Origin of the sequence: Candidatus Rhabdochlamydia porcellionis (genome assembly GCF_015356815.2) — a bacterium.
GTDB lineage: Bacteria > Chlamydiota > Chlamydiia > Chlamydiales > Rhabdochlamydiaceae > Rhabdochlamydia > Rhabdochlamydia porcellionis.
In genome coordinates this window covers 795716-816839 of sequence record NZ_CP075585.1, presented here as the reverse complement: position 1 = coordinate 816839, position 21124 = coordinate 795716, and the positions used below count along the sequence as shown (strand labels likewise).

21 protein-coding genes and 1 tRNA gene are annotated in these 21124 nt (G+C 34.7%); 10 read left to right on the top strand and 12 right to left on the bottom strand.

Features of this window, described 5'->3' with window-relative positions:
- Window positions 1–3: 3 nt before the first annotated feature.
- Window positions 4–1839 (bottom strand): glutamine--fructose-6-phosphate transaminase (isomerizing), encoded by a 1836-nt coding sequence (gene glmS / locus RHAB15C_RS03730; RefSeq protein WP_194844671.1) that lies wholly within the window; start codon window positions 1837–1839, stop codon window positions 4–6.
- 97 nt (window positions 1840–1936) lie between these two features.
- On the opposite strand from glmS, the gene RHAB15C_RS03725 reads away from it, so the two are divergent.
- The gene (locus RHAB15C_RS03725; RefSeq protein ID WP_194844672.1) at window positions 1937–2443 is read left to right on the top strand and encodes an acyl-CoA thioesterase; all 507 of its coding nucleotides are present in this window, start codon (window positions 1937–1939) and stop codon (window positions 2441–2443) included.
- Here RHAB15C_RS03725 and RHAB15C_RS03720 read toward each other — a convergent pair.
- A complete protein-coding gene (locus RHAB15C_RS03720) occupies window positions 2440–3207 on the bottom strand; it encodes a class I SAM-dependent methyltransferase (RefSeq protein ID WP_194844673.1) in 768 nt (255 codons plus the stop codon). The two genes, RHAB15C_RS03725 and RHAB15C_RS03720, sit on opposite strands and share 4 nt — an antisense overlap.
- A complete protein-coding gene (locus RHAB15C_RS03715; RefSeq protein ID WP_194844674.1) occupies window positions 3194–4615 on the bottom strand; it encodes an amino acid permease in 1422 nt (473 codons plus the stop codon). The genes RHAB15C_RS03720 and RHAB15C_RS03715 overlap by 14 nt, the downstream gene beginning before the upstream one ends.
- A 76-nt stretch (window positions 4616–4691) precedes the next feature.
- Here RHAB15C_RS03715 and RHAB15C_RS03710 point away from each other — a divergent pair, with 76 nt between their 5' ends.
- The gene (locus RHAB15C_RS03710; protein ID WP_194844675.1) at window positions 4692–5963 is read left to right on the top strand and encodes an alkaline phosphatase family protein; all 1272 of its coding nucleotides are present in this window, start codon (window positions 4692–4694) and stop codon (window positions 5961–5963) included.
- A 50-nt stretch (window positions 5964–6013) separates the two neighbouring features.
- Here RHAB15C_RS03710 and RHAB15C_RS03705 read toward each other — a convergent pair whose 3' ends face one another.
- On the bottom strand, window positions 6014–8224 hold the full coding sequence (locus tag RHAB15C_RS03705; protein WP_194844676.1) for a hypothetical protein: 2211 nt from the start codon (window positions 8222–8224) through the stop codon (window positions 6014–6016).
- Between the two features lie 301 nt (window positions 8225–8525).
- On the opposite strand from RHAB15C_RS03705, the gene RHAB15C_RS03700 reads away from it, so the two are divergent.
- Complete coding sequence (locus RHAB15C_RS03700; RefSeq protein ID WP_194844677.1) at window positions 8526–9143, top strand: hypothetical protein; 618 nt, start codon at window positions 8526–8528, stop codon at window positions 9141–9143.
- 157 nt (window positions 9144–9300) lie between these two features.
- Here RHAB15C_RS03700 and RHAB15C_RS03695 read toward each other — a convergent pair.
- Window positions 9301–9381: transfer RNA gene (locus tag RHAB15C_RS03695), tRNA-Leu, on the bottom strand.
- Between the two features lie 124 nt (window positions 9382–9505).
- Between RHAB15C_RS03695 and RHAB15C_RS03690 the strand changes: the two genes are divergently transcribed.
- From RHAB15C_RS03690 to RHAB15C_RS03680, 3 genes are read left to right on the top strand one after another with little or no spacing between them, the layout of a single operon-like run.
- A complete protein-coding gene (locus tag RHAB15C_RS03690; RefSeq protein ID WP_194844678.1) occupies window positions 9506–11107 on the top strand; it encodes a diphosphate--fructose-6-phosphate 1-phosphotransferase in 1602 nt (533 codons plus the stop codon).
- Window positions 11100–12077 (top strand): MBL fold metallo-hydrolase, encoded by a 978-nt coding sequence (locus tag RHAB15C_RS03685; protein ID WP_194844679.1) that lies wholly within the window; start codon window positions 11100–11102, stop codon window positions 12075–12077. Before RHAB15C_RS03690 ends, RHAB15C_RS03685 begins: the two co-directional genes overlap by 8 nt.
- Window positions 12078–12132: 55 nt before the next feature.
- Window positions 12133–12720, top strand: a complete 588-nt coding sequence (locus RHAB15C_RS03680; protein ID WP_194844680.1) for a class I SAM-dependent methyltransferase — start codon at window positions 12133–12135, stop codon at window positions 12718–12720.
- Window positions 12721–13026: 306 nt separating this feature from the next.
- Here RHAB15C_RS03680 and RHAB15C_RS03675 read toward each other — a convergent pair whose 3' ends face one another.
- Together RHAB15C_RS03675 and RHAB15C_RS03670 are read right to left on the bottom strand one after the other, a co-directional pair.
- Entirely contained in the window at window positions 13027–14298 is a 1272-nt protein-coding gene (locus RHAB15C_RS03675; protein ID WP_194844681.1) for a replication-associated recombination protein A, read from the bottom strand.
- Between the two features lie 64 nt (window positions 14299–14362).
- On the bottom strand, window positions 14363–15775 hold the full coding sequence (locus RHAB15C_RS03670; RefSeq protein WP_194844682.1) for an amino acid permease: 1413 nt from the start codon (window positions 15773–15775) through the stop codon (window positions 14363–14365).
- Window positions 15776–16053: 278 nt separating this feature from the next.
- Here RHAB15C_RS03670 and RHAB15C_RS07340 point away from each other — a divergent pair, with 278 nt between their 5' ends.
- The 3 genes from RHAB15C_RS07340 to RHAB15C_RS03660 all read left to right on the top strand — a co-directional run bounded on the left by RHAB15C_RS07340 (window position 16054) and on the right by RHAB15C_RS03660 (window position 17316).
- A complete protein-coding gene (locus tag RHAB15C_RS07340) occupies window positions 16054–16176 on the top strand; it encodes a hypothetical protein (RefSeq protein ID WP_281422336.1) in 123 nt (40 codons plus the stop codon).
- 180 nt (window positions 16177–16356) lie between these two features.
- Window positions 16357–16899, top strand: a complete 543-nt coding sequence (locus RHAB15C_RS03665; protein WP_194844683.1) for a peptidylprolyl isomerase — start codon at window positions 16357–16359, stop codon at window positions 16897–16899.
- A 252-nt stretch (window positions 16900–17151) separates the two neighbouring features.
- Window positions 17152–17316: a hypothetical protein gene (locus RHAB15C_RS03660; RefSeq protein WP_194844684.1), complete on the top strand. Its 165-nt coding sequence runs from the start codon at window positions 17152–17154 to the stop codon at window positions 17314–17316.
- A 61-nt stretch (window positions 17317–17377) separates the two neighbouring features.
- Here the strand turns inward: RHAB15C_RS03660 and RHAB15C_RS03655 are convergent, their stop codons facing one another.
- The gene (locus tag RHAB15C_RS03655; RefSeq protein WP_194844685.1) at window positions 17378–17977 is read right to left on the bottom strand and encodes a nitroreductase family protein; all 600 of its coding nucleotides are present in this window, start codon (window positions 17975–17977) and stop codon (window positions 17378–17380) included.
- A 121-nt stretch (window positions 17978–18098) separates the two neighbouring features.
- The gene (locus RHAB15C_RS03650) at window positions 18099–18428 is read right to left on the bottom strand and encodes a TMEM14 family protein (protein ID WP_194844686.1); all 330 of its coding nucleotides are present in this window, start codon (window positions 18426–18428) and stop codon (window positions 18099–18101) included.
- Between the two features lie 153 nt (window positions 18429–18581).
- Between RHAB15C_RS03650 and RHAB15C_RS03645 the strand changes: the two genes are divergently transcribed.
- Window positions 18582–19532, top strand: a complete 951-nt coding sequence (locus RHAB15C_RS03645) for an L-threonylcarbamoyladenylate synthase (RefSeq protein WP_194844687.1) — start codon at window positions 18582–18584, stop codon at window positions 19530–19532.
- On the opposite strand, the gene RHAB15C_RS03640 is transcribed toward RHAB15C_RS03645, so the two are convergent.
- From RHAB15C_RS03640 to RHAB15C_RS03630, 3 genes are all read right to left on the bottom strand, one after another.
- Window positions 19524–20033: a hypothetical protein gene (locus RHAB15C_RS03640; protein WP_194844688.1), complete on the bottom strand. Its 510-nt coding sequence runs from the start codon at window positions 20031–20033 to the stop codon at window positions 19524–19526. The two genes, RHAB15C_RS03645 and RHAB15C_RS03640, sit on opposite strands and share 9 nt — an antisense overlap.
- A gap of 109 nt (window positions 20034–20142) precedes the next feature.
- Window positions 20143–20469 carry a DMT family transporter gene (locus tag RHAB15C_RS03635; RefSeq protein WP_138106413.1) on the bottom strand — a complete coding sequence of 109 codons (327 nt, stop codon included), beginning with the start codon at window positions 20467–20469 and terminating at the stop codon, window positions 20143–20145.
- Between the two features lie 60 nt (window positions 20470–20529).
- Entirely contained in the window at window positions 20530–21105 is a 576-nt protein-coding gene (locus RHAB15C_RS03630; protein WP_194844689.1) for a histidine phosphatase family protein, read from the bottom strand.
- Window positions 21106–21124: the final 19 nt, after the last annotated feature.

Sequence of the window (21124 nt, the reverse complement as noted above, 5' to 3'; positions counted from 1 at the left end):
CATCTATTCCACAGTTACCGATTTAGCTAGATTACGTGGCTGATCGATATCAGTGCCTTTTTCCAGCGCTATAGAATAGGCAAAAAGTTGGGTAGCTACTGAGTAGGGAATACAAGAGAGGGCATCTGGAGAGGAGGGGAGCCAGATCACCTGATTGGTAATCAAAGAAACATCTAAACAGCTTTGAGGTGCAAATGCTAAAATGGGTGCATTTCGAGCTTGAATTTCTATTAAATTACCCAACATTTTTTCCATAGTATGTGTGTTGCCGCATAAAGCAATAACAGCTAAGGAGTGGTCAACAAGGGCAATGGGTCCGTGTTTCATCTCACCTGCTGGATAGGCCTGTGCATTGATATAGCTAATTTCTTTAAGTTTCAAAGCAGCTTCTAGGCTAGTGGGATACATATAACTACGCCCTAAAAAGAAGAAATGTTGTAGATGGGCGTATTGTTTAGCAAAGTAAGAGATCGTTTCTTTTTGTTGCAAGATGGTTTCTATATGTTTAGGAATAGCCTCTATTTCATTGATCCAATACTGACCTGTTTTTAGATCCATTTGTCGCAGTCTTGCCATCTGAAGACTAAATAAAAAAAGAACAATTAGTTGATTGGTAAAGGCTTTTGTCGAGCAGACACTAATTTCTGTTCCTGCCTTTAAAAATAACGTTGAGTCTGCTTCTCTTGCTAGGGAGGAATGGGCTACATTGCAAATTCCTAAAACCTTTGCACTCATTTTTTTCACTTCTCTAACAGCTGCTAGGGTATCTAGAGTTTCTCCTGATTGGCTGATTGCAATTACTAAGGTTTCTTTAGAGAGAATGGGATGACTATAGCGAAACTCTGAAGCAATATGGGCTTGAGTAGGGATTCGTGCTTGTTCTTGGAAAAAAGCAGCAGCAAGCAATCCTGCATGCCAAGAAGAGCCACAAGCAATGATTAAAATTTGACGTACTTTTATTAATTCTTCTGATGTAAAGAGAAGCTCTTCAAAAAAAACAGAACCTTGCGCACGTAAAAGTCGATTATGAAAGGCGTATTGAATTACTTTAGGCTGTTCGAAGATTTCTTTGAGCATGAAATGAGGGTAGCCATTTTTAGAAACGAGTGTTTTTTCTATTTCAAAATGCTTTGTTGGCTTATTGATTTGTGCATGTGTATTATCGAATACTTGGATTTTTTGAGAAGAAATACACGCTATCTCCTTGCTGTGTAAGAACATTACTTCTAGGTCTGTTTCACAAAAAGCATTTGTATCTGAGGATATAAAAACCTCTTTATGAGTTAAATTACAACCAATAGCAATGGAGTTCTGATAGGCAGCTACAATGATTTGATCTGGATGATCTTTGTGGATGATAGCAAGAGCCCAAGATCCTTTAAGCAAAGAAATAGCATTTTTTACTGCAGAAAGTAGATCATTTTGATAAAAATGAGAGATAAGCTGTGCTATCACCTCTGTATCTGTGTCTGAGTAAAAGTGCCTGCCTTTTTCTTGTAGCATAGAGCGAAGTGCAAAGTGGTTTTCAATGATGCCGTTATGCACCACAGCTAAGGACTGGATTTGGTCGAAGTGAGGGTGAGCGTTTTCTTCTGTTGGTTTACCATGAGTAGCCCAACGAGTATGAGCAATAGCAAGATGCAATTGATGATTTTGACAGCGCTCAATTACATGTTCTAAAGCGCTTAGTTTACCTACTGCTTTGTAGGTGATTAACATCCCTTTTTCCACTCCAGCAACCCCTGCAGAATCATATCCACGGTATTCGAGTTGCTTTAACCCTTTTAAGCAGGTTTTTGCAGGATTACGCGGACCAATGTATGCAAATATACCACACATAATCACTCTCTTTTTTGTTTTTAAACTTAAGGTTAGCAGATTAGAGTACTTTCTAAAAGCGGATTCGATATACTAAGCATAAGTAAAGGAGGTTTTCATGTCTTTTGTTCCTAAAAAGGTTTCTGAGTCTGCTATTAATGATCAAACCTATAAAGTGTTTCCCAATGATCTTAATTCCAATGATACTGTATTTGGTGGGTTAGTGATGTCTATTTTAGATCGTATTGCTTCAGTAGTAGCAGAAAGGCATAGTGAGCGCACTTGTGTAACAGCATCGGTTGATTCTATGCATTTTTTAGGGCCAGCTCGTAGAGGGGATATTTTGGTCTTCAAAGCAGCGATTAATCGCAGTTGGAAAACCTCTATGGAAATTGGCGTAAAAGTAATAGCTGAACACTATACTACAGGACATAGTAAGCACATTTTATCTGCCTATTTTACTTTTGTAGCGCTAGATGACACAGGAAGCCCTGTAGAAGTTCCACAAGTGATTCCAGAAAATGCTTTGGAAAAAAGACGTTATCAGGAAGCGGATGACCGCAGACAAAGACGTAAAAAAGAAAAAAAAGAAAGAGAGAGAAAACGTCAAGAGATGAACTTTTAAATCTTGCGCGCAACAAGGGTCATAAAGAGAGGGAATTCTTTGCGTGAGCGGTTTTCCATACTAGCCATTTTTCCTTGACTTTTCTTGTTCGAGCACCATTCTTGAATGAGATCAATCACAAAGCCAGCATCTTTTAAAAGAGCACTATAAGTAGATAGTGGACAATGAAATGACCAAGTTGTTTCTGATTGATTTTTAAGGCTAGGGTGTGTTTGGATAGGGATTTTCAAAGGTGTCATATAACAGTCCATTCGGCGATATTGTAGTTTTTTTGCTAGATCTACACCCCAACTCGATTGTCTAGGAATGCGAAAACTAGGATGATTGAGAACTAAAATTAGTGGAGCATTTTTTTTAATATGCTCCCAGGCGCTTTGAAGTAAGGGAACAATAGGAGATATGTTTTGCAATGCGAGTATACAACATGCATGGCTGCAGAGCATTTTTGGATTGGGCAGGGTATGGGTAAAATCATGCACAAAAAATCGATGATTACGGGATGCATTTTTTTGAGCGGATTGAATCAAAGAAGGAGAGGCATCGACCCCAATATATTTCATTTGTTTGGGCAAATGACGAGCTAATACTCCTTGCCCACAAGCAAGATCTAATAGAAATGCATCAGGATCTGGATATTGTTCTAGCAAAGCCAAAATCCCAGGAATAATGATTTCTCGATGATAGTAATGTCCTTCAACACTAACTAACTTATCATACCAAGCAGAAGAAGACTCCCACGAAGTATCTTGCTTATTCTTTTTCATGAGGTAAAAGGTGTTTCCAATGTGGTTTTTGAAAAAAAAGTATTAAAGAAGGAGCAAGGCAACCGGCTAATACACCTACAATTAAAAAACCTTCGTAAAATAAAAAACTACCGATTTCTATTTGAGAAGGAGGAACAAAGCCAATTGCTATAGCAAAACAAGAGCTTAAGATTCCTAATCCTGAAATGAACCAAATGCCTAATTTTCCCCCAGGTACTACATAAGAGCGTTCGATATGAGGTTTTGTGTAGCGCAATTTGATAGCAGAGGCAAACAACAAAATGTACATGATTAGATATAACTGGGCTACGATCACAGTCAAAATCCAAAAGGCACTGCTTACACTGGGCATACAGACAAATACAAGTGATAACAAGGTGACAATAATAGCTTGTAAAATGAGCAAGTTAATAGGAATCGCTTTTCGATTCACTAAGCGAAACATAGGGGGTAAATCGCCTGATTTTGCTGCAGCTAACAAGCCTTTAGTTGGGCCTACAATCCAAGTGCTCATGGATCCAAAAGCTCCAAGGGCAACAAGCGCTGCAATATAGGGTATAAGCCAGTTTAAATGATATCTATCAAAAAAATACACAAAAGCCTGCATAGAGCCCGCAACTAAACTTATTTCTTTTTGTGGAACAACGCTTGCAATGGATAATACACCTGAAACTGACATGCTCAAAATGATAACTACGGAGAGTAGGATTGCTCTTGGATAATTTCTTTGAGGGTTTTTTACATCTCTAGCATGAGCTGCAGACATCTCCATTCCACAAAAAGAGAGAATGACTCCTGTAAAAAATACCATGCTATCAACAGAGGTGGTATTTGGAATTAAATGTTGTGGATCTAAAATAATTTCTAGAGGATTTCCCTGAAAAAACCAGAAAAGACCAAGGCCGATAATAAGGATCCCAGGAATGAAAGATCCAAGCATTACGCTAATAGTGCTAATTAAACTCGAGGCTTGCATGCCCATTAAATTTAATAAGGTAGCAGACCAGAAGGAAATAAGAACTACAGCTAAAGTATACATGGTATTACCAGCTAATTCTGGTTTAAAAAGGTAAGCTAATGTAGCTGCGATAAAGGAGAGAATAGTAGGATACCAGATCACATTTTCAATCCATTGAAGCCAGATAGCTAAAAATCCTATTTTTGCACCAAATGCTTCTTTTACCCATACAAATACTCCTCCTGCTTGAGGCCAACCAGTAGCAAGTTCTGCTGACACAAGCGATAAAGGTAAAAAAAAGACCAAGGCTGCTAACAAAAGATAAAAAATAGATGCAAAACCATATTCTGCTGTGATGGGCCAGTTTTTTACACTCCCAATAGCAGCTAAGTTAATCATGGCTAAAGCAAACACGCTAATACAACGTTTTGGAGAAAAATTTTTTTTCATAATCAGATTTCTTATATTAAAAGGAATATATATTATCTAAAAAATAGAATAAAGTATAGTTATTAGGAGATTTTCTTTGATTAATCAAGAGTCTTTGGATGCATTGAAACTTGCTCAATACACTTCTTATTTTAAGAAGCCACTTTATCAGGGTTATGCATTTTCCCAGCTTCCTCAAACCATTATGAATTTGCTAACTAAACAGTCTAAAGGTGGTCTACCACAATCTGCAATAGCTAACAGTTATGGAGACTATGATGGTGTAGTTCTTTTTTTTATTGACGGTTTTGGATGGGAATTTTTTGAAAAATATGTATCCTCTTGCCCTTTTCTAAAACGAACTGTAGAGGAAGGCGTGGTTTCTAAAATCTCTTCTCAATTCCCATCTACAACAGCGGCTCACGTAACCGCAATACACACCAGCCTAAATGTAGGAGAAACAGGAATTTATGAATGGTTTTATTACGAGCCTCTTATAGAAAAAATCATTACTCCCTTGCTTTTTTCTTATGCAGGAGACAAATCATCTGATCGGTTACTCCCAAAGTACGATCCCAAACAGATTTTTCCCTTTAAGACATGGTATCAAAAATTGCTTATTCACAATATTGCAAGCTATGTATTCCAAAGCGATAAGATTGCTCATTCTTCTTATTCTAAAGCTTTATGCGAAGCAGCAACAATGGTTCCTTATACAACATTTTCTTCGGCTTTAGATTCACTAGTAGAATTATGTTGTAATCCCAAGCAAACTCCTTTTTATTATTTTGTTTATTTCGCTGATATTGACTCAATGGGACATCGACATGGCATTGCATCTGATTTTTTCTCTAATGCTGTAATAAATTGTTGGAAACTCATTGAAAATCACTTTTGGACGCCTCTTCGCAAGTCAAAAAAACGCATTGCTGCTTTATTTACAGCAGATCATGGAATGAGCCCTGTAGATCCTAACAAAACTCTTTATTTGAATCATTTTGCTCCTTCCATTCTACCAGCTATGAAAAAAGATAGTCAAGGTCGGATATTAGCTCCTGCTGGTTCTTGTAGAGATTTATTTTTACATGTTCAAGAGGAGAAATTGTTAGAAATCGCAAGTTTTTTAGAAAAAAAGTTAAAAGGTATAGCTGATGTTGTTTTGACAAAAAAAATGATGAAGGATGGATTTTTTGACATAGCTTCAGAAAGATTCCAACAAAGAATAGCGAATCTAGTCATTCTACCTTATTATGGTGAGGCTGTTTGGTGGTTCGAAAAAAACCGCTTTGAACAACATTTTTTTGCAGCTCATGGAGGCTTAACCCCTCAAGAAATGGAATCTATCTGTCTTTTTCTGCCACATGTATAAGAAAAAGCCTTGTTTCTTTCAAAAGAAACAAGGCTTTGAGATTTTACAATTTATAATTTATTTTTTAATAAAATCCAAACTCTCTCATTTCCTCTTGTTTTATTAATTAATTCATGTGAGTTATTTGTATCAGTAGCAGATCCGTATTTTTGTAGAACTACAGTGTCTTTAGCATGCCATTCTTTCAAATCTCCATCTTTCACAAATAAACAGGGACCGTTTTCAAGGACCACCACTTTTTCAAGATAATCTATCGATAGTATAGCATATGTATTTTGATTAGAACTCTTGCAAACGAAATTGGCCCGCACAGATTTTTTATTGTTATTAAGAGTATATTGAAGGCTTTCTCCACGCATGGTGAGTACTGAAAAAAAGCTTGTCTTATCTATAGAGATAGGATCTCCTTTTTTCCAATCTTTTATGAGGTTAACATCAGCTGGCCGGATGCTCCATGTTGTTGTATAGGAGTCTTGATATTTATCATCATTTAATAGCTGTATATGTCGTAGTTCAATTAACCCTTCGGATTTATTAAAATAAAGGAAATTATTTTGGATGTTGTTTTTAGTTTGAGAACTTTTTAAAAGATCAGAGACATTTGCTTCTTGGCTATTAATAATGTATTCATATTGCGGGTAAATCAAAAAATCTTCTTCTTCACAGTTGTTTAATAACCCTTGAATTTCATCTAGAGAGCTTAGTTCAGCTCTTTCAACGTTTCTATCTTGAAGAGAGGTTTCTGTTATAAAATTATGGAAAAAATAGAGAAGTTTCCCTAATTGATCTTGTAAGAAAGCTTTTTCTTCTTGGGATAAAGATTCTTTTTCTAAATCATAAATCTTATAAACGGTTTTCAAATGGTGTTTAATCTGATAAAGTTGTTCGTTCTGCTTTTTTAAAGCTTTTTGAAGTTGGATGAAAAGTTGGATGAATTGATCATCCAAAATTTCCTTGCTAATTTCTTCTAAGCTTTCATCATATGAAAATTCTTGATCTTTAGGATGGGATATAAGTTCTTGTAACAGTTTAGATTGGTAGATTGCGTTTATCTTACCTAGGCAAACCCAAGTTTGATAAAATTGATCTTCTAATTCCATTCTTATTGATGATTTATTTACGAAAGAGGATGAGTCAGTTTCTCTTTTAGCAAGATGAGAAGTTTCTTTATCCACAATCGGGGTAGGAAAGTTTTGTGAAAAAACTAGAATTTCTCCTAATTGATTACTTAAAAAAGCTTTTTCTTCATTTGATAAGTGTGTTTTAGAATGACAGAAGTTATAGATTTTATCTAAAATACTACAAATCTCAGCGAGTTGCTTACTTAATATAGATAGGCTGTTTTTATTAAGTCCTTCTATGGGGTTTTTTGTGGTTTGATCTATTAAGCATGTGAGCAAACGCTCACGAAGAAAAAGAATACTCTCCTCTAAATCTTTTTGGCTAATTTCACTTACACTATGTTGGATAGGGTGTTTTTTACTTTTTTGATGTTGAGATATAAGCCTTTGCAATAATTCAGATGGATAGATTTTATTTATTTTTCCCAAATGATGCCAAATCTTATCGAATTTATTGCTTAATTTGAAGATTCTTGGTGAAGGCTCATTGGAGTTAAACTCTGCATTTCTCTTAGTGAGAAGGTGGGGAGTTTCTTCATCTAAGCTGGCTAAAAAGAAACCATCTAAAGGTTTTGTGGAATCTTCTGTAAGAAAATTTTGTAAAAAAACCAGGAGTTCTTCTAATCGATCTCTTGATAGCATTTTTTCTTCATTAGATAAAAATTCCTTAGACTGATAAAGATTGTGGATTTCTTGCAAGCTATTAAAGATTTCGGTGAATTGATTATCTAATGTATCTTTGAGTTGATTATCTAATGTATCTTTATGTAGCATAAAGTTGCTATTTTCGGTTATGTCTTTTGTAAATTTATCTGAAAATGCTTCCAAATGGGTATGAAGAGAAAGAATGCGTTTATCTAAATCTTTTTGTCTAAGGTCGCTTTTACCATCTTGGATAGGGTATTTAATACCCGATTGGTGTTGAGACATAAGTTTGCGCAATAGTTCAGATGGGTAGGTTGCATTTATTACTTTTAAACAATGCCAAATATAATCAAATTGATCATTCAATTTAGCTTCTATATTATCAGGAGCAATAATAAAGTTTATATCTTTATCACCATCTGAGTCTGTAGCAGCAGCTATTGCTGTTAAGCAAAAATTAATGGATAAGAGCAGTTGCATGTATTTTTTTGGCATAAAGTACCCATATTTCGATGATTTAGGAAAATTATTTCTCATATTTTGTTCTAAGAGAGTAATTTGTCAAACTAGCAAATTGTTCTTTTGACGCAAATGAAAAAGTTCTGTTTTTTTATTTTTTTTATTTTAAACAGTTGTTTTTTGCAATAAAAACTATATTAATTTATACAAGCTAGTTAATTGACAAATTAAAACTATAAATCTATTATTAAATTAGCGGAGCTTAAGCTAGAGACCCATATAAAAGCTTTCCGTAAACAATTTATAGTAAACATGTCTTAATATAGGAAGGTGTCACATGTCAACTAAGCAATTAGGTGGCCAACCCACTTCAAAAACCAAACAACTAGGCAGTTCTAAGTTAAATAAGCAATTAAATGGTCAAGATACTCCAAATAAAGAGCTTAAAACAAAAGTAAGCACTCCTGTCATTGCTTCTATTACTGAAGTAAAAATAGATAAGGCTCAAACCGTTAGTTCTAAGCAGGATTTGAACAATCGCTTTGAATTTTATGTTGGTAAAGAACGAATAACGCTGCGTAATGAAGATTTACAAAGAATTAGAGAACTGCAAGATGCTAATGATCAACTACAACGTCAAGTTACAATCCAAAAACAAGAGCTGTTTCAGGTAGCAGATAGCCTTAAACTATCGGCTGAAATAGAACAATCTATGTGCATGATTGCTCGTAATGCTGGAGAAGTGTTAAGCATTTATTCTGATAACGAATCACGTTTACGCCGCATCAGTGCGCTAGAAGATAAGAATATTAATTTACAGCAAGATATGTCAGATGTACTCGGTAAGGTTGCTACTTGCCACGAAATGCAGCAAAAAACACAATTTGCAAAAGAGTATTTTTTAAAAAAAGCAGAATATGACAGAAATACAGCGGAGATTCAAAGGCTAAGATAGAAGACTTTTCAAGAACATGTATGTTATAAGAACCTCGTAGCTTGAGGTTCTTAGGTTTTTTCGGTAAGTTTACGCGGCGTCTAAAGCAACTAGTTGATCTAAATGATTATGATTGTGTTCTATGCATTTTTTATGATGCTTAATACGTTCAATAATTTGCCCAGAATAGGACTCGAACCTACATGCCGCGAGGCACCAGAACCTAAATCTGGCGTGTCTGCCATTCCACCATCTGGGCAAAGAAGTAATTTAGAGAAAGTAAGCTCTTTTCGTCAACTGATTTTTAAATGGTTGTTATTTTAACCTTTTTAAGCTCATACTTAAGCAAAAAAAAGCAAAAGAGCAATCAAAGAGCAATCCCTATGTTAGCTGAAAATTCTTTGCGTAAAGCCCGTGAAAAATATCTTCCTATATTGCCTAGCGTATTACAACAAATAGATAACGTTGAGTGGGTAAAAAACGAAAACATTTTTTTGGAAAATGAAGAGATTCGTGCACTTTTTCCTTTAACATTTGGTCAGCCTGTTTTAAAAATTCAAAAAAACAAGAGCAATAGCAAGAATCGTTTAATGAGGGTAGGAGTTGTATTCTCCGGTGGACAGGCTGCAGGCGGGCATAATGTCATCACAGGTCTTTTGGACGCTTTGGTTTTACTCAACCCAGAATCAAGGCTGTTTGGTTTTTTAGAAGGCCCTGAAGGGATTATAAAAGGTAAGTATAAGGAATTGACCAAAGAGCTAGTTCAATCCTATCGTAACCAGGGAGGATTTGATTTAATCGGATCGGGAAGGACTAAGTTAGAAACCTTTGAGCATTTAGCCTCTGCTTTAAATACAGTTGAACTTATGCAGTTAGATGGTCTAGTTATCGTTGGAGGAGATGATTCAAATACCAATGCTGCTATTTTATCAGAATATTTTATGAGTAAAAACTCTCAAACAATGGTTATTGGGGTTCCAAAAACAATTGATGGAGACTTAAAAAATACCTATGTTGCTACTTCTTTTGGGTTTGATACAGCCTGTAAGATTTTTTCGGAGGCTATTGGTAATATTGCCAAGGATTGTTTATCAGCTAAAAAATACTATCACTTTATTAAACTAATGGGACGTTCTGCTTCGCATATTGCTTTGGAATGCGGCCTAAGTACACATCCAAATATGGTATTAATTGCAGAAGAAATTGCAGAAAGTAAAAAAACTTTGCAACAAATTACGAATCAAATAGCAGATTTAATCTGTGAACGTGCAGAAATAGGAAAAAATTTTGGAGTGATCCTCATTCCGGAAGGACTAATAGAGTTCATTCCAGAAATCAGTGTTTTGATTCAAGAGTTAAATCATTTATTAGCAGATTCTATAGATAATAAAGAGATTGTTGGAAGATTAACTGAAGATTCTCAAAAGTCTTTTATTTCTTTACCAAAGAGAATCCAGCAGCAACTTCTTTTAAACAGAGACCCTCATGGGAATGTGCAAGTCTCTTTTATTGAGACAGAAAAGTTATTGATAGAAACAGTTACCCAAGAGTTAAAAAGACGCAAGTATGCAGGTAAGTTTTCTGCTTTACATCATTTTTTAGGTTATGAAGGAAGATCTGGATTCCCATCTAATTTTGATTGTAATTATTGTTATTCCTTAGGATATACGGCGGCTTTATTAATTACTCATAAAGCAACAGGATATATGTGTTGTATAACAGGATTAACAAAAAATCCTACAGACTGGCAGGCTTTAGGAGTTCCGCTCACTTCTTTGATGAATTTAGAATGGCGCAAAGGCAAAGAAAAACCGGTGATTAAAAAAGCTCTGGTTGATCTTTGCTCTAAATCTTTTAGTTTTTATAAACAACATAGAAACGCCTGGAGGTTAGATGATCATTATCTATACCCAGGACCTATGCAATTCTTTGGAGATAAGCAACTAACCGACACAACCTCTTATTCCTTATCCATTGATGTATAAGCAAAAAGGCTTCACTAATCCTCATGAAAAAAGCATTCGTCGTGATCTGAAAGACATATTATTATGGAAATTAGGATATTACGATGATGAAAAATTAGAGAGTTGCGTATTCTTTAATTATCCTATTTTTCAAAAACAAGCCAGCTTTAGCAATCCTTTTGCGATCTGGGTTAATCATAGCACTTTTCTCATGGAAGTAGATGGCCTGCGGATTTTAACCGATCCTATTTGGAGTAAACGTTGTTCTCCTTTATCTTTTCTAGGGCCTAAACGTCACCATCCTCCCGGTATTTCTTTTAATCAGCTTCCAATAATTCACTTAATTCTCATTAGTCATGATCACTATGATCATTTAGATAAACCTACAGTATTGGCTTTAGCTAAGCGTTTTCCACAAGCTACTTGGATGGTTCCCCAAGAGGTAAAACCTTGGTTTGATATCCAAGAAATTTTTCCGGTGTATCAATGTCAGTGGTGGCAAGAAAGAGTGCTTGGTTTCCCAAATATGAATTCTAAACGAGTAAAAATTACTGCTGTGCCTACGCAGCATTTTTCTGGTAGGAAACATTGGTCTTTAAATGAGACTCTATGGGTAGGTTGGGTTTTGGAATTCTATGAAAAAGATCAGTTGGTTAAAAAAGTGTACTTTGTAGGAGACACGGGATATAACCCGGTTGATTTTAAAAGAATTGGAGAACGCTTTTCTCCTATAGATCTCTCTTTGATTCCAATTGGGTCCTATTCTCCTCGTTCCTTTATGAGATCTGTTCATATTAATCCTGAGGAGGCTGTAATGATTCATCGAGAAGTTGGTTCTAAATTGAGTATCGGAATGCATTGGAAAACGTTTTGTCTATCTGATGAACCAATGAATCGTCCACCTTATGATTTATACGTGAGTTTAAAAAAATATCAAATAGACCCTTCTTTTTTTCTCACCGTGCCTCCTGGATATGCGATCAATTTTTAACCTTCTTATGGTTTATCTACGCTCAAAGATCTATTTTTTTCAGGAAGAAAAAAGAGTGCTTCAGCGATTTTATAGCTGCGATTTATTTCAGAAGTGCGACCTTGCTCTTAAAAAAGTTTACCGCTTCCACAATCCTTTTACTATTTCAAAGGAATTTTTAAGAAAAAAAGGAGAAAAGGAAATAGATGTTTATGGAGAGATCCCTTTAACATCACTTGTACTTATTGCTAAAGAATGTGAAATAGCGCCTCATGACCATGTATTTGAACTAGGTTGTGGTAGAGGTAGAGCTGCTTTTTTTCTGCGAAGCATGCTGCTCTGCAGCGTTACTGCGGTGGACTTTATTCCTTTTTTTATCTCAAACGCACAAAAGATTGTAGAAATTCTTAATATAGAACGCTTAACATTTATATGTAATGATATTCAACATGTAGTTTTTAATCAAGCTACGTGTATTTATCTTTATGGAACATGTTTGTCGGATAGTATAATTACGCAGCTATGTATATCCTTACCTAAAAAAGTCAAGATCATTACATTAAGTTATCCTTTAAAAGATTACTATAAAGGGTTTAAGGTAATTAAACAGTTTACCGTTCCTACGCCTTGGGGTGAAATTGAAGTATTCTTAAATCGGAAATAGTCAATACCATAGTTTTTATCTTTATATAAAAACTATAATCAATCCTTTTAAATTAATAGAAATATTGTTAAATTTAAATTAACAAAGATGATTAATATTTTTATTTATAAAGAGGGCTTGCTTGGTATCTATGTTCTGAAAATAAGAACTTTTTCAACCAAGATTCTCGGGTTAACAGGTCATCGGCTAGATGGCAAAGACCATAAGTTAAGTGTCATTCACTACTTATTATCCACCCAGCCTGAGAAAACAAGCTCTCTTGACCTTCCCTTTTTCATTCTACTTATGAAGATAAGTAAATGGTTTCTAAGAGGGAAGGTTTTTTTTTCGAAGTTGTTCAAAATAGCTTACTCGTTTTTGCATCTCTCTTTCAAAGCCATAAGGCTTAGGGTGGTAAAACTTGCATCTTATCAACTCCTGTGGAAAATAATTTTGCCCTGAAAAAGCAAATGGCAGGTCATGATCATATTGATAGCCTTTTCCATGTCCTAATTCAGAGTCGAGTTTTGTAACAGAATTGATAAGAAAAGCAGGTGGTGGGAGATGAGAGGTTGTTTTAGCTTGTTCTTTGGCTTGGTTAAATGCGATATAAAGTGCATTGCTTTTAGGGCTTAGCGCTAAATAAACAGCAGCTTGAGCTAAAGCAAGCTCTGCTTCTGGGGCTCCGAGTTGTGCAAATGCTTCCCAAGCGTGAAGAGCAAGGCCTAGTGCTTGTGGATCAGCAAGACCTATGTCTTCTACAGCCATACGAATGAATCGACGAGCTAAAAATTGCGGATCTTCTCCTGCATTTAGCATGCGAGCAAGCCAATAGAGAGCTGCATCGGGATCAGAGCCTCGAATGGATTTGTGCAGGGCAGAAATTAATTGATAGTGTTGATCTGATTGTCTATCATACAAGGGAGATTTTTTTTGTAATAATAAAAGAAGATCTTGTTCCTCAATCAGTTGCTTTTTTATAAGAAGCGGTTCTAGATTTTCAATCAGGTTAATTAAGTGGCGTCCATCTCCTTGAGCTGCTGTAATTAGCATTTCCTTAGCTTTTGGGCAGAGCAAAAGTTTTGTATATTTTTCTTCATACCTATTAATAATCTTATGTAAAGAAGAAGAACTCAAAGAATGAAGCTGCAATACTCTAAATCGAGATAAAAGAGCATTATTTAAAGCAAAAGAAGGATTTTCTGTAGTTGCCCCAATAAGTATAAATAAGCCAGATTCTAAGTAAGGAAGGAATAAGTCCTGCTGGGCTTTGTTCCATCTATGGATTTCATCTACAAAAAGAATGGTTATCCGCTTTTGCAAAAGTGGAAGTGTTTGGATGTCTTGAATGATATTTTTTATATCAGATGTTGCATGGGAAACAGCGCTCATAGGAATAAAACGCGCATCAAATGCTTTGGAATAAGCAAGGGCTAGGGTGGTTTTTCCTGAGCCAGGAGGCCCCCAAAGCAGTAAAGAAAGTGGTTTTTTTTGCAAAAGGGATGTTTTTATTAATCCATTTTTTGACAAAAGGTGCTCTTGACCTGCAATATCATCTAATTGAGTAGGGCGTAAACGCTCTGCAAGAGGAGTTATCATATTTTCTCTATATTTTTACCTATTATAGATAAAAGCTTACATATTCGGATACAGAGCTGTTTTTTTAATGTTTTTTTTGTATCCAATTGGGCCTACGACGTGCATGAATCAAAAAAGGTATTCCACACATAAATACAAGACCACTTAATAAGAAAGTACAATAAATCCAAGGGTTTCCGGTATTTAATTGGGCAGGTGGAACAAATGCTAGAATAATTATGAATAAAGAAGTCAGAATTCCTAAAGAGCTAAATAACCAAATTCCTTTATTTTTAAAAGGAACTTTATAAGCTCTAGGAACATGTGGCTTGGAATAGCGAAGAATGATAGCTGAGAGAAACATCAAAATATACATGATTAAATAGCTTTGAGCACTTAAGGCAGTAAGAATCCAAAAAGCGCCACTTACGTTGGGCATATATAAAAAAATAAATCCTGCTACAGAAACAATAATTGCCTGAAATAATAATAGTCGAGTAGGAACATTGCGTTTATTTACCTTTTGAAAAAAAGGAGGTAAATTTCCGTGTATAGATGTGGTATATAAACCTTTAACAGGTCCAATTAACCAAGAGTTAACCTCAGCTATAGCTCCAATCACTAATAGAAAAGCTAAAATAGGTAGAATCCAAGTCAACTGATAATATTGAAAAAAGATCGCACACGCATCCATTAAACCAGAAACAAAGCTAATATTTGTTTTGGGGATCACAGCTCCAATAGCAAGAGAGCCTAACATAAATAAGCTAAAAGTGATAATGGCGGCTAATACAATAGCTATGGGGTAATTTTTTCTGGGATTTTTTACATCAGAGGCATAGCCAGCAGAAACCTCTAAGCCTGCAAATGCAAGAAACAACCCTGCTAAGAAAACTAAGTCGCTAATGCCTTTAAATTCTGGAACTAAAGCATTCAAACTTAATTCCATTTGCACGGGGCGATTTCCTAGGATCCAGATTATACCCAATGAAATGATCAATACTCCTGGAGCAATAGTTCCTGCAATTACTCCAATAGTACTAAACCAGCTTGAAGTTTTAATTCCAAAATAATTAAAAAAGGTCATTCCCCAAAATCCTAATAAAATTACAGATAAGATAAAAAATTTATTTTGGGAGAGACTAGGGGAGACTACATAGGCTAAAGTACCAGCTACAAAAGATAAAATGACAGGATACCAAGCTACATTATGTATCCACTGCATCCAAATAGCAAAAAACCCCCAACGATCCCCTAGAGCTTCTCTAACCCAAATATAAATGCCTCCTGATTTTGGCCAACCAGTAGCTAATTCCGCGGAGATTAAAGCGCAAGGAATGAGAAAAAAAAGAGCAACGATGAGGAAAAAGAAAATGGCACTTAATCCAAATTCAGCAACTAAGGGCAAATTACGCAGGCTTGCCATAATAGATACATTTAACATTGCGAGTACAAATACGCTTAAGACTCGTTTAGGTTTATCAGAAGAGCTTTTCATTATGACTCCTTAATTTTTTTCAATATATAACTTGCATTATTAGCTAGATAGTTAAAAATAAAATCATTTTGTTTTTATTATTGCTCAATGTTTTAATAATTAAATTGTTATGTTTGTTTGTATTTTTTTTATAGTAAGAGTGGGTTTTCATTTTAATAAAAAAATGGTAATTAATAGTTAAGAGCTATGAAAAACAAATATGTTTTTCATTTTAGGTTGTATTTTTAGGTTGTATTGTAGCTTTTAATATAGCCATCTTAAACCCATATGGAGAAATCATGAAAGAGCATAATAAACCAAATCATCATCAGCCAAATAAACCTCATTGTCCTCCGAAACCAAATCCTAGTGGTCCTTGCAAGCCACATAATCCACATCACAAACCTGGCTGCGGTTGTTAACAACCCTTTTTGAGTTGAGCGAATTTTAAAGCTCAACTCATCTTAAAAACTCTTCAGTCTCAAAATAAAAGATATAAAACATGATAATAATCTATTGAACTTTTATAATGTTTTTAGTTTGATAAAAAACTCGTTCATTTAGTATATCAACAATCATATCTTTTTGACCAAGAGGCATTAATGAGTAAACTTCTGCTATATTTATACGTGGTTCTATGTACTATATCTATTATTAGGGCGCAAGAAAAGAATGAAGAATTTTCTGAAATAGCTGCTTTTGAAGCAAAAGAAGAGAGAACTATTATTCATACTTCTAAGGGAAATATAACTTGTCGTCTTTATTATAAAGAGGCTCCTCTTTCCGTGGGATTTTTTATAGAATTAGCAAAAAGCGGTTTCTATAATGGTTTAACTTTTTATCGCATTGTGCCTAAATATGTTGTAGAAGCAGGTGACCCTGATGGACACGATTTTAGAATTGCTGCAGAAATAGGGCAATCTCATCAAAAAGGTGCTTTAGCTTGGCTTAGGCTTCCTAATTATCAAAATCCTGAGAAGTTATCTAGTGGTTCTCAGTTCTATATTACCTTAGAAAACCTTTCTAATTTGGACCAAGAATATTCTGTTTTTGGACAAATCATTGAAGGAATGGATATTTTAGATCTTCTTGAAGAAGGAGATGTAATTAAAAATATAGAAGTCTTTTCTCTAAATGAAAACTAAAAATATAAGAAAATTCTATAATTAATGGAATTTTTTAATATTAAATTAGTTAAACAAAAATTTTTTTATTTTAAAAAATCCACTTTAAGAACTCTTCTGAAAGGTTTTTCTTTTTTTTATTTTCTAATTGAAGTCAACTATTTTTAAATTTTTTTTAATTTTATTTCTTCTTTATGTATATTAATAATTATAGGGTATAATAGATTGTTATGAGTTAGTTTCACAATCGTAATACCTAAATTTGGAGGATATATGGTTAGAAAACGAACAACTAAAAAAACCGGTGCTAGAAAAACAGCTAAAAGAACAACTAGAAAAACCGGTGCTAGAAAAACAGCTAAAAGAACAACTAGAAAAACCGGTGCTAGAAAAACAGCTCGTCGAACTACTAGAAGAGCTACAGCTCGTCGTAAGTAAGCGCTGCTGGTTGTTTTTTCATTTATCGAGCAAGAAAGGTCGTAAGCTTGCTCGATTTTTGTTAGGAGAATTTACCTTCTTGTGCAATTTCTGAAATAGGCCTTCTTACGCTAGGTTTTTCTTTTTGTTGCAACTCTTCTGAAAGTAGGGTGAAAGGAGCTCTTTTTCCAATAGCAACAAGCGCTTCTACTTGATAGTTATCTGGGACGCTTAAGGATGCTTGAGCTTGTTCATAGTCAAAACCTTCCATGCCATGTACAACCAGTCCTCGCCAAGCCCCTTCTAATGCCATGCACATCCAAGCAGAACCTGTGTCAAAACTATGTGTGCGACATGGTTTACGATTATGTTTAAAATACTTATCAGAAATAATTAAAAGCAATACAGAGGCATTTTTTGTCCAAGATTGATTAAAGGGAATCATCAAGTCAAAAAATAAAGACCAATCTGGGTGGTTTCTTTTAGCGTATAAAAAGCGCCAGGGTTGATTATTATAAGAAGAAGGAGCCCATCTAGCTGCTTCAAACAAGGGAAATAGTTCCTCATCTGTAATTTCTTCTGCTGTCATGGATCTAGGAGACCAGCGATTAAGAATCATCCCATGAATAGGATATGCTGCTTTTCTAATCTTTTCGACCTCTTTTTCAAAAGGATGACGCATGATGACACTCCTGTATAAAAATCATCATAAATACATTATTTTTTTTAACAAGAAAAATTCTAGGAGATGAATCTATTGTAGCAATTCAATTAGAAGCTACCTTGGATGATCAATGTAAATCCTAGCGAGCTTTAACTGTTTTACGAATTTTTAAAGCAACAACGATTAATACGATTAAACTTAAAAAACTCATCATTCCTGCAGGGAAAAAATGCAAGCTTTTTGCAAATCGATGAGTAAAAAAAGCATCTAAAGTGAATATAAATACCAAAGCTATGTATTGTGCTAGCAATTTACCTCGAGCAATTGCATAAGAGAGCAGGAGCAATATAGATCCACACAATAATCCGGAAATAAGAGAAGCTGTGCTAGAGGCTTTCCAGTGACCGATTAGCCCTCCGATCAAAATTAATAAGCCATATGTACTTAAAATCGATGCAGTGATTTTCATAAGTAGTCTCCTTCTCTAATGAAAAAAGAGTATACGAAATGGATTAATTTGCGCGCTACCTTGTTAATATATATCTACTACTAATAATTTTGAAAAAAAATGTGAAGCTGTTTTCTTGATTTTGTTCGTTAAATGAGATAAAATGAAGTTTCCATGAAAACAAAAATGTTAAATTCTAATCGGTTATATAAAGCAGCAAGCCTTCTGCATCAGGGGCAACTTGTAGCCATCCCTACAGAAACGGTTTATGGGTTAGCTGCCCTTGTTTCTTCTGAATCAGCCCTTTCTTCTATTTTTGCAGTTAAAAAAAGACCTATAGATAATCCACTTATTGTGCATGTTGCAAATCTCAAGCAAATAGATCAGATAGCTCTACCTCCTTCTGAATTATTTTTTCAATTAGCAGAGGCATTCTTCCCTGGACCTTTAACAATGGTTATTCCACGTCGTCGTGATTTATCACCTTTGATTTCAGCGGGATTAGAGTCTGTGGCTGTTCGCATGCCATCTCATCCAATTGCAATAGACCTTATCCAGATGTTAAAAGCTCCTATTGTAGCTCCTTCTGCTAACCTTTCAGGTAGACCTAGTGCAACCGATGCACAGCATGTATTAGATGATTTTGATCAGAAAATATCTGCTATTGTTGATGGAGGAAGAACCAATCTTGGGATTGAATCAACTGTAATTAGTCTGTTATCTAATCCCCCTGTGATTTTACGTCCTGGAAGTATTACAAAACAAGAGATTGAGCATGTACTAGGTATAACTATAGATGTACAAATATCTCTACAAAAAGGTCCTGTTTATTCTCCTGGAATGAAGTATCGGCATTATGCCCCTTGTATTCCTGTTAAACTCTTTTACGAGAAAGAGCAAATAAACTTCTATTGTAAAAAAGCAGATTCTAATAAACGGATGTTACTTTCTGTATCTTCTCTTTTTATAGAAAACTGTGATTATTATAAACTTAATATGCAAGATCTATATGCATATTTTCGTCATGCAGAGAAAAATGGCTATAGCGAAATTTTAATTTTTTGTGATGCTATAGCTCAAAGTAATGTAGCTTTGATGAACCGTCTAATAAAAGCTTCAGATTAAGCATTCACTAGTCAGTTTAAAACCAAATTGGTTTAAAAATGCCATTTTATCTAAGGATATCTGAGTAAATATAGTACTTAAATCCGACCCCTGGGGGTTTTGTTCGCTAAATAAGCGAGCAGCTTGTATTAAATTAGTATTTTGAAAGTCAGTTGTTAAAAGCTCTATTATTTGCTTGGCATTTTTTTTTATTCTTGGTGGAAGGGGGTAGTGTTTTGCCTTATAATAAAGCTCTGTTATAATTAAAGCACAAATTCTAAGAAATTTAGCATCTTTTGCAAGGTTGTTTGGCTTAAGCAATTTAGTCAAATTATTTTGTAAATCTTGGATACAATTGCAAAAAGCTTGGCTATATGCGGCTTGTTTAGCATCTAGCGTGTATTGAAAGATTACTGTTTCTAGTTCCATTTGTTCGTGAGAAGCAGATGTCTGCTTTTTATAAGAGCTTGCCTTTGTTTTATTTTTTAATTTAGTATGAGCCTTTCTGCCTGTAACTATCATCTATTAATCCTCAAAATATATTTTTACTGTATTACAGATAAATAATTATTTGTTTAATTATGTGCAATGTTTTTTTTTAAATTCATAAATTCTACAAGGTTTAGTTCTACTAGTCTATATGAGCTAACTTTAAACCTACAATTCCGATAATGATCAGAGATAAAGAGATCAAGCGTATGATGTGATAAGAATCACCAAAAAAGATGATTCCACAAATTACTGTACCAGCAGCACCAATCCCTGCCCACACAGCGTATGCCGTACCAATGGGAATGGTCTTCATTGCTTGAGATACACAAAAGAAACTAAAAAAAATAAAAATAATGGTAATTAAGCTTGGGATCAGGCGGGTAAACCCTTGACTGAACTTCAATGCAATTGTAAAACAAATTTCAAAGAAACCGGCTAATAGTAGAAAAAACCAAGCGAGTGACATGTCAAGACCTTAAAAAATTAAATTTAAGAATAGCAGTTTTGCAAAAAAAAGCAAGAGATCTTAAACTTGTAAATATATGTTATTCCAAGTTTTTATCACGTGAGAGCTCTCATTAAAACTTAAAATGGAAATAGAGGCTGTGGTTAGCATAAAAAGGTTTGCTTGATTAGAAGGGATTTGCAGCCACTCTGTAAGAAATAAACGCAAAAAATGCCCATGAGAAAAAATTAAGACATTTCCTTGAGTGGATTGAATTTTATGTAGAATATTCTGAGCTCGATTTTTTACATCTGCAACAGATTCTCCATTAGGAGCACCATCTATAAAGATATTCCACTGAGGAGATTTTGTAAGAATCTGTTGTTTTGTCCATCCTTCATACAGACCATAATTCCATTCCCTTAGATGAACATCTATAGTTGCAACTTTAGAGAAGCCTGCTAATTCACAAGTTTCTAAAGATCGCTTAAGTGGACTTGTTAAAATAAGCTCAAAAGGTATTTTAGATAAATGTTTTTTAAGAAGCTCTGCTTGCTTAATACCTTGAGTTGTTAAAGAAAGATCGGTGGAACTAGTATGTTGACCTGTTATAGACCATTTTGTTTGTCCATGACGGACAAGATAAAGATCATTCATAAAATGAGCTACCTTTAAT

Excerpts from the sequence above, each read along its gene's own strand:
- glmS (WP_194844671.1), bottom strand. The coding sequence starts at position 1,839 with ATGTGTGGTATATTTGCATACATTGGTCCGCGTAATCCTGCAAAAACC.
- RHAB15C_RS03725 (WP_194844672.1), top strand. The coding sequence starts at position 1,937 with ATGTCTTTTGTTCCTAAAAAGGTTTCTGAGTCTGCTATTAATGATCAA.
- RHAB15C_RS03720 (WP_194844673.1), bottom strand. The coding sequence starts at position 3,207 with ATGAAAAAGAATAAGCAAGATACTTCGTGGGAGTCTTCTTCTGCTTGG.
- RHAB15C_RS03715 (WP_194844674.1), bottom strand. The coding sequence starts at position 4,615 with ATGAAAAAAAATTTTTCTCCAAAACGTTGTATTAGCGTGTTTGCTTTA.
- RHAB15C_RS03705 (WP_194844676.1), bottom strand. The coding sequence starts at position 8,224 with ATGCCAAAAAAATACATGCAACTGCTCTTATCCATTAATTTTTGCTTA.
- RHAB15C_RS03700 (WP_194844677.1), top strand. The coding sequence starts at position 8,526 with ATGTCAACTAAGCAATTAGGTGGCCAACCCACTTCAAAAACCAAACAA.
- RHAB15C_RS03690 (WP_194844678.1), top strand. The coding sequence starts at position 9,506 with ATGTTAGCTGAAAATTCTTTGCGTAAAGCCCGTGAAAAATATCTTCCT.
- RHAB15C_RS03685 (WP_194844679.1), top strand. The coding sequence starts at position 11,100 with ATGTATAAGCAAAAAGGCTTCACTAATCCTCATGAAAAAAGCATTCGT.
- RHAB15C_RS03675 (WP_194844681.1), bottom strand. The coding sequence starts at position 14,298 with ATGATAACTCCTCTTGCAGAGCGTTTACGCCCTACTCAATTAGATGAT.
- RHAB15C_RS03670 (WP_194844682.1), bottom strand. The coding sequence starts at position 15,775 with ATGAAAAGCTCTTCTGATAAACCTAAACGAGTCTTAAGCGTATTTGTA.
- RHAB15C_RS07340 (WP_281422336.1), top strand. The coding sequence starts at position 16,054 with ATGAAAGAGCATAATAAACCAAATCATCATCAGCCAAATAAACCTCAT.
- RHAB15C_RS03665 (WP_194844683.1), top strand. The coding sequence starts at position 16,357 with ATGAGTAAACTTCTGCTATATTTATACGTGGTTCTATGTACTATATCT.
- RHAB15C_RS03660 (WP_194844684.1), top strand. The coding sequence starts at position 17,152 with ATGGTTAGAAAACGAACAACTAAAAAAACCGGTGCTAGAAAAACAGCT.
- RHAB15C_RS03655 (WP_194844685.1), bottom strand. The coding sequence starts at position 17,977 with ATGCGTCATCCTTTTGAAAAAGAGGTCGAAAAGATTAGAAAAGCAGCA.
- RHAB15C_RS03650 (WP_194844686.1), bottom strand. The coding sequence starts at position 18,428 with ATGAAAATCACTGCATCGATTTTAAGTACATATGGCTTATTAATTTTG.
- RHAB15C_RS03645 (WP_194844687.1), top strand. The coding sequence starts at position 18,582 with ATGAAAACAAAAATGTTAAATTCTAATCGGTTATATAAAGCAGCAAGC.
- RHAB15C_RS03640 (WP_194844688.1), bottom strand. The coding sequence starts at position 20,033 with ATGATAGTTACAGGCAGAAAGGCTCATACTAAATTAAAAAATAAAACA.
- RHAB15C_RS03635 (WP_138106413.1), bottom strand. The coding sequence starts at position 20,469 with ATGTCACTCGCTTGGTTTTTTCTACTATTAGCCGGTTTCTTTGAAATT.
- RHAB15C_RS03630 (WP_194844689.1), bottom strand. The coding sequence starts at position 21,105 with ATGAATGATCTTTATCTTGTCCGTCATGGACAAACAAAATGGTCTATA.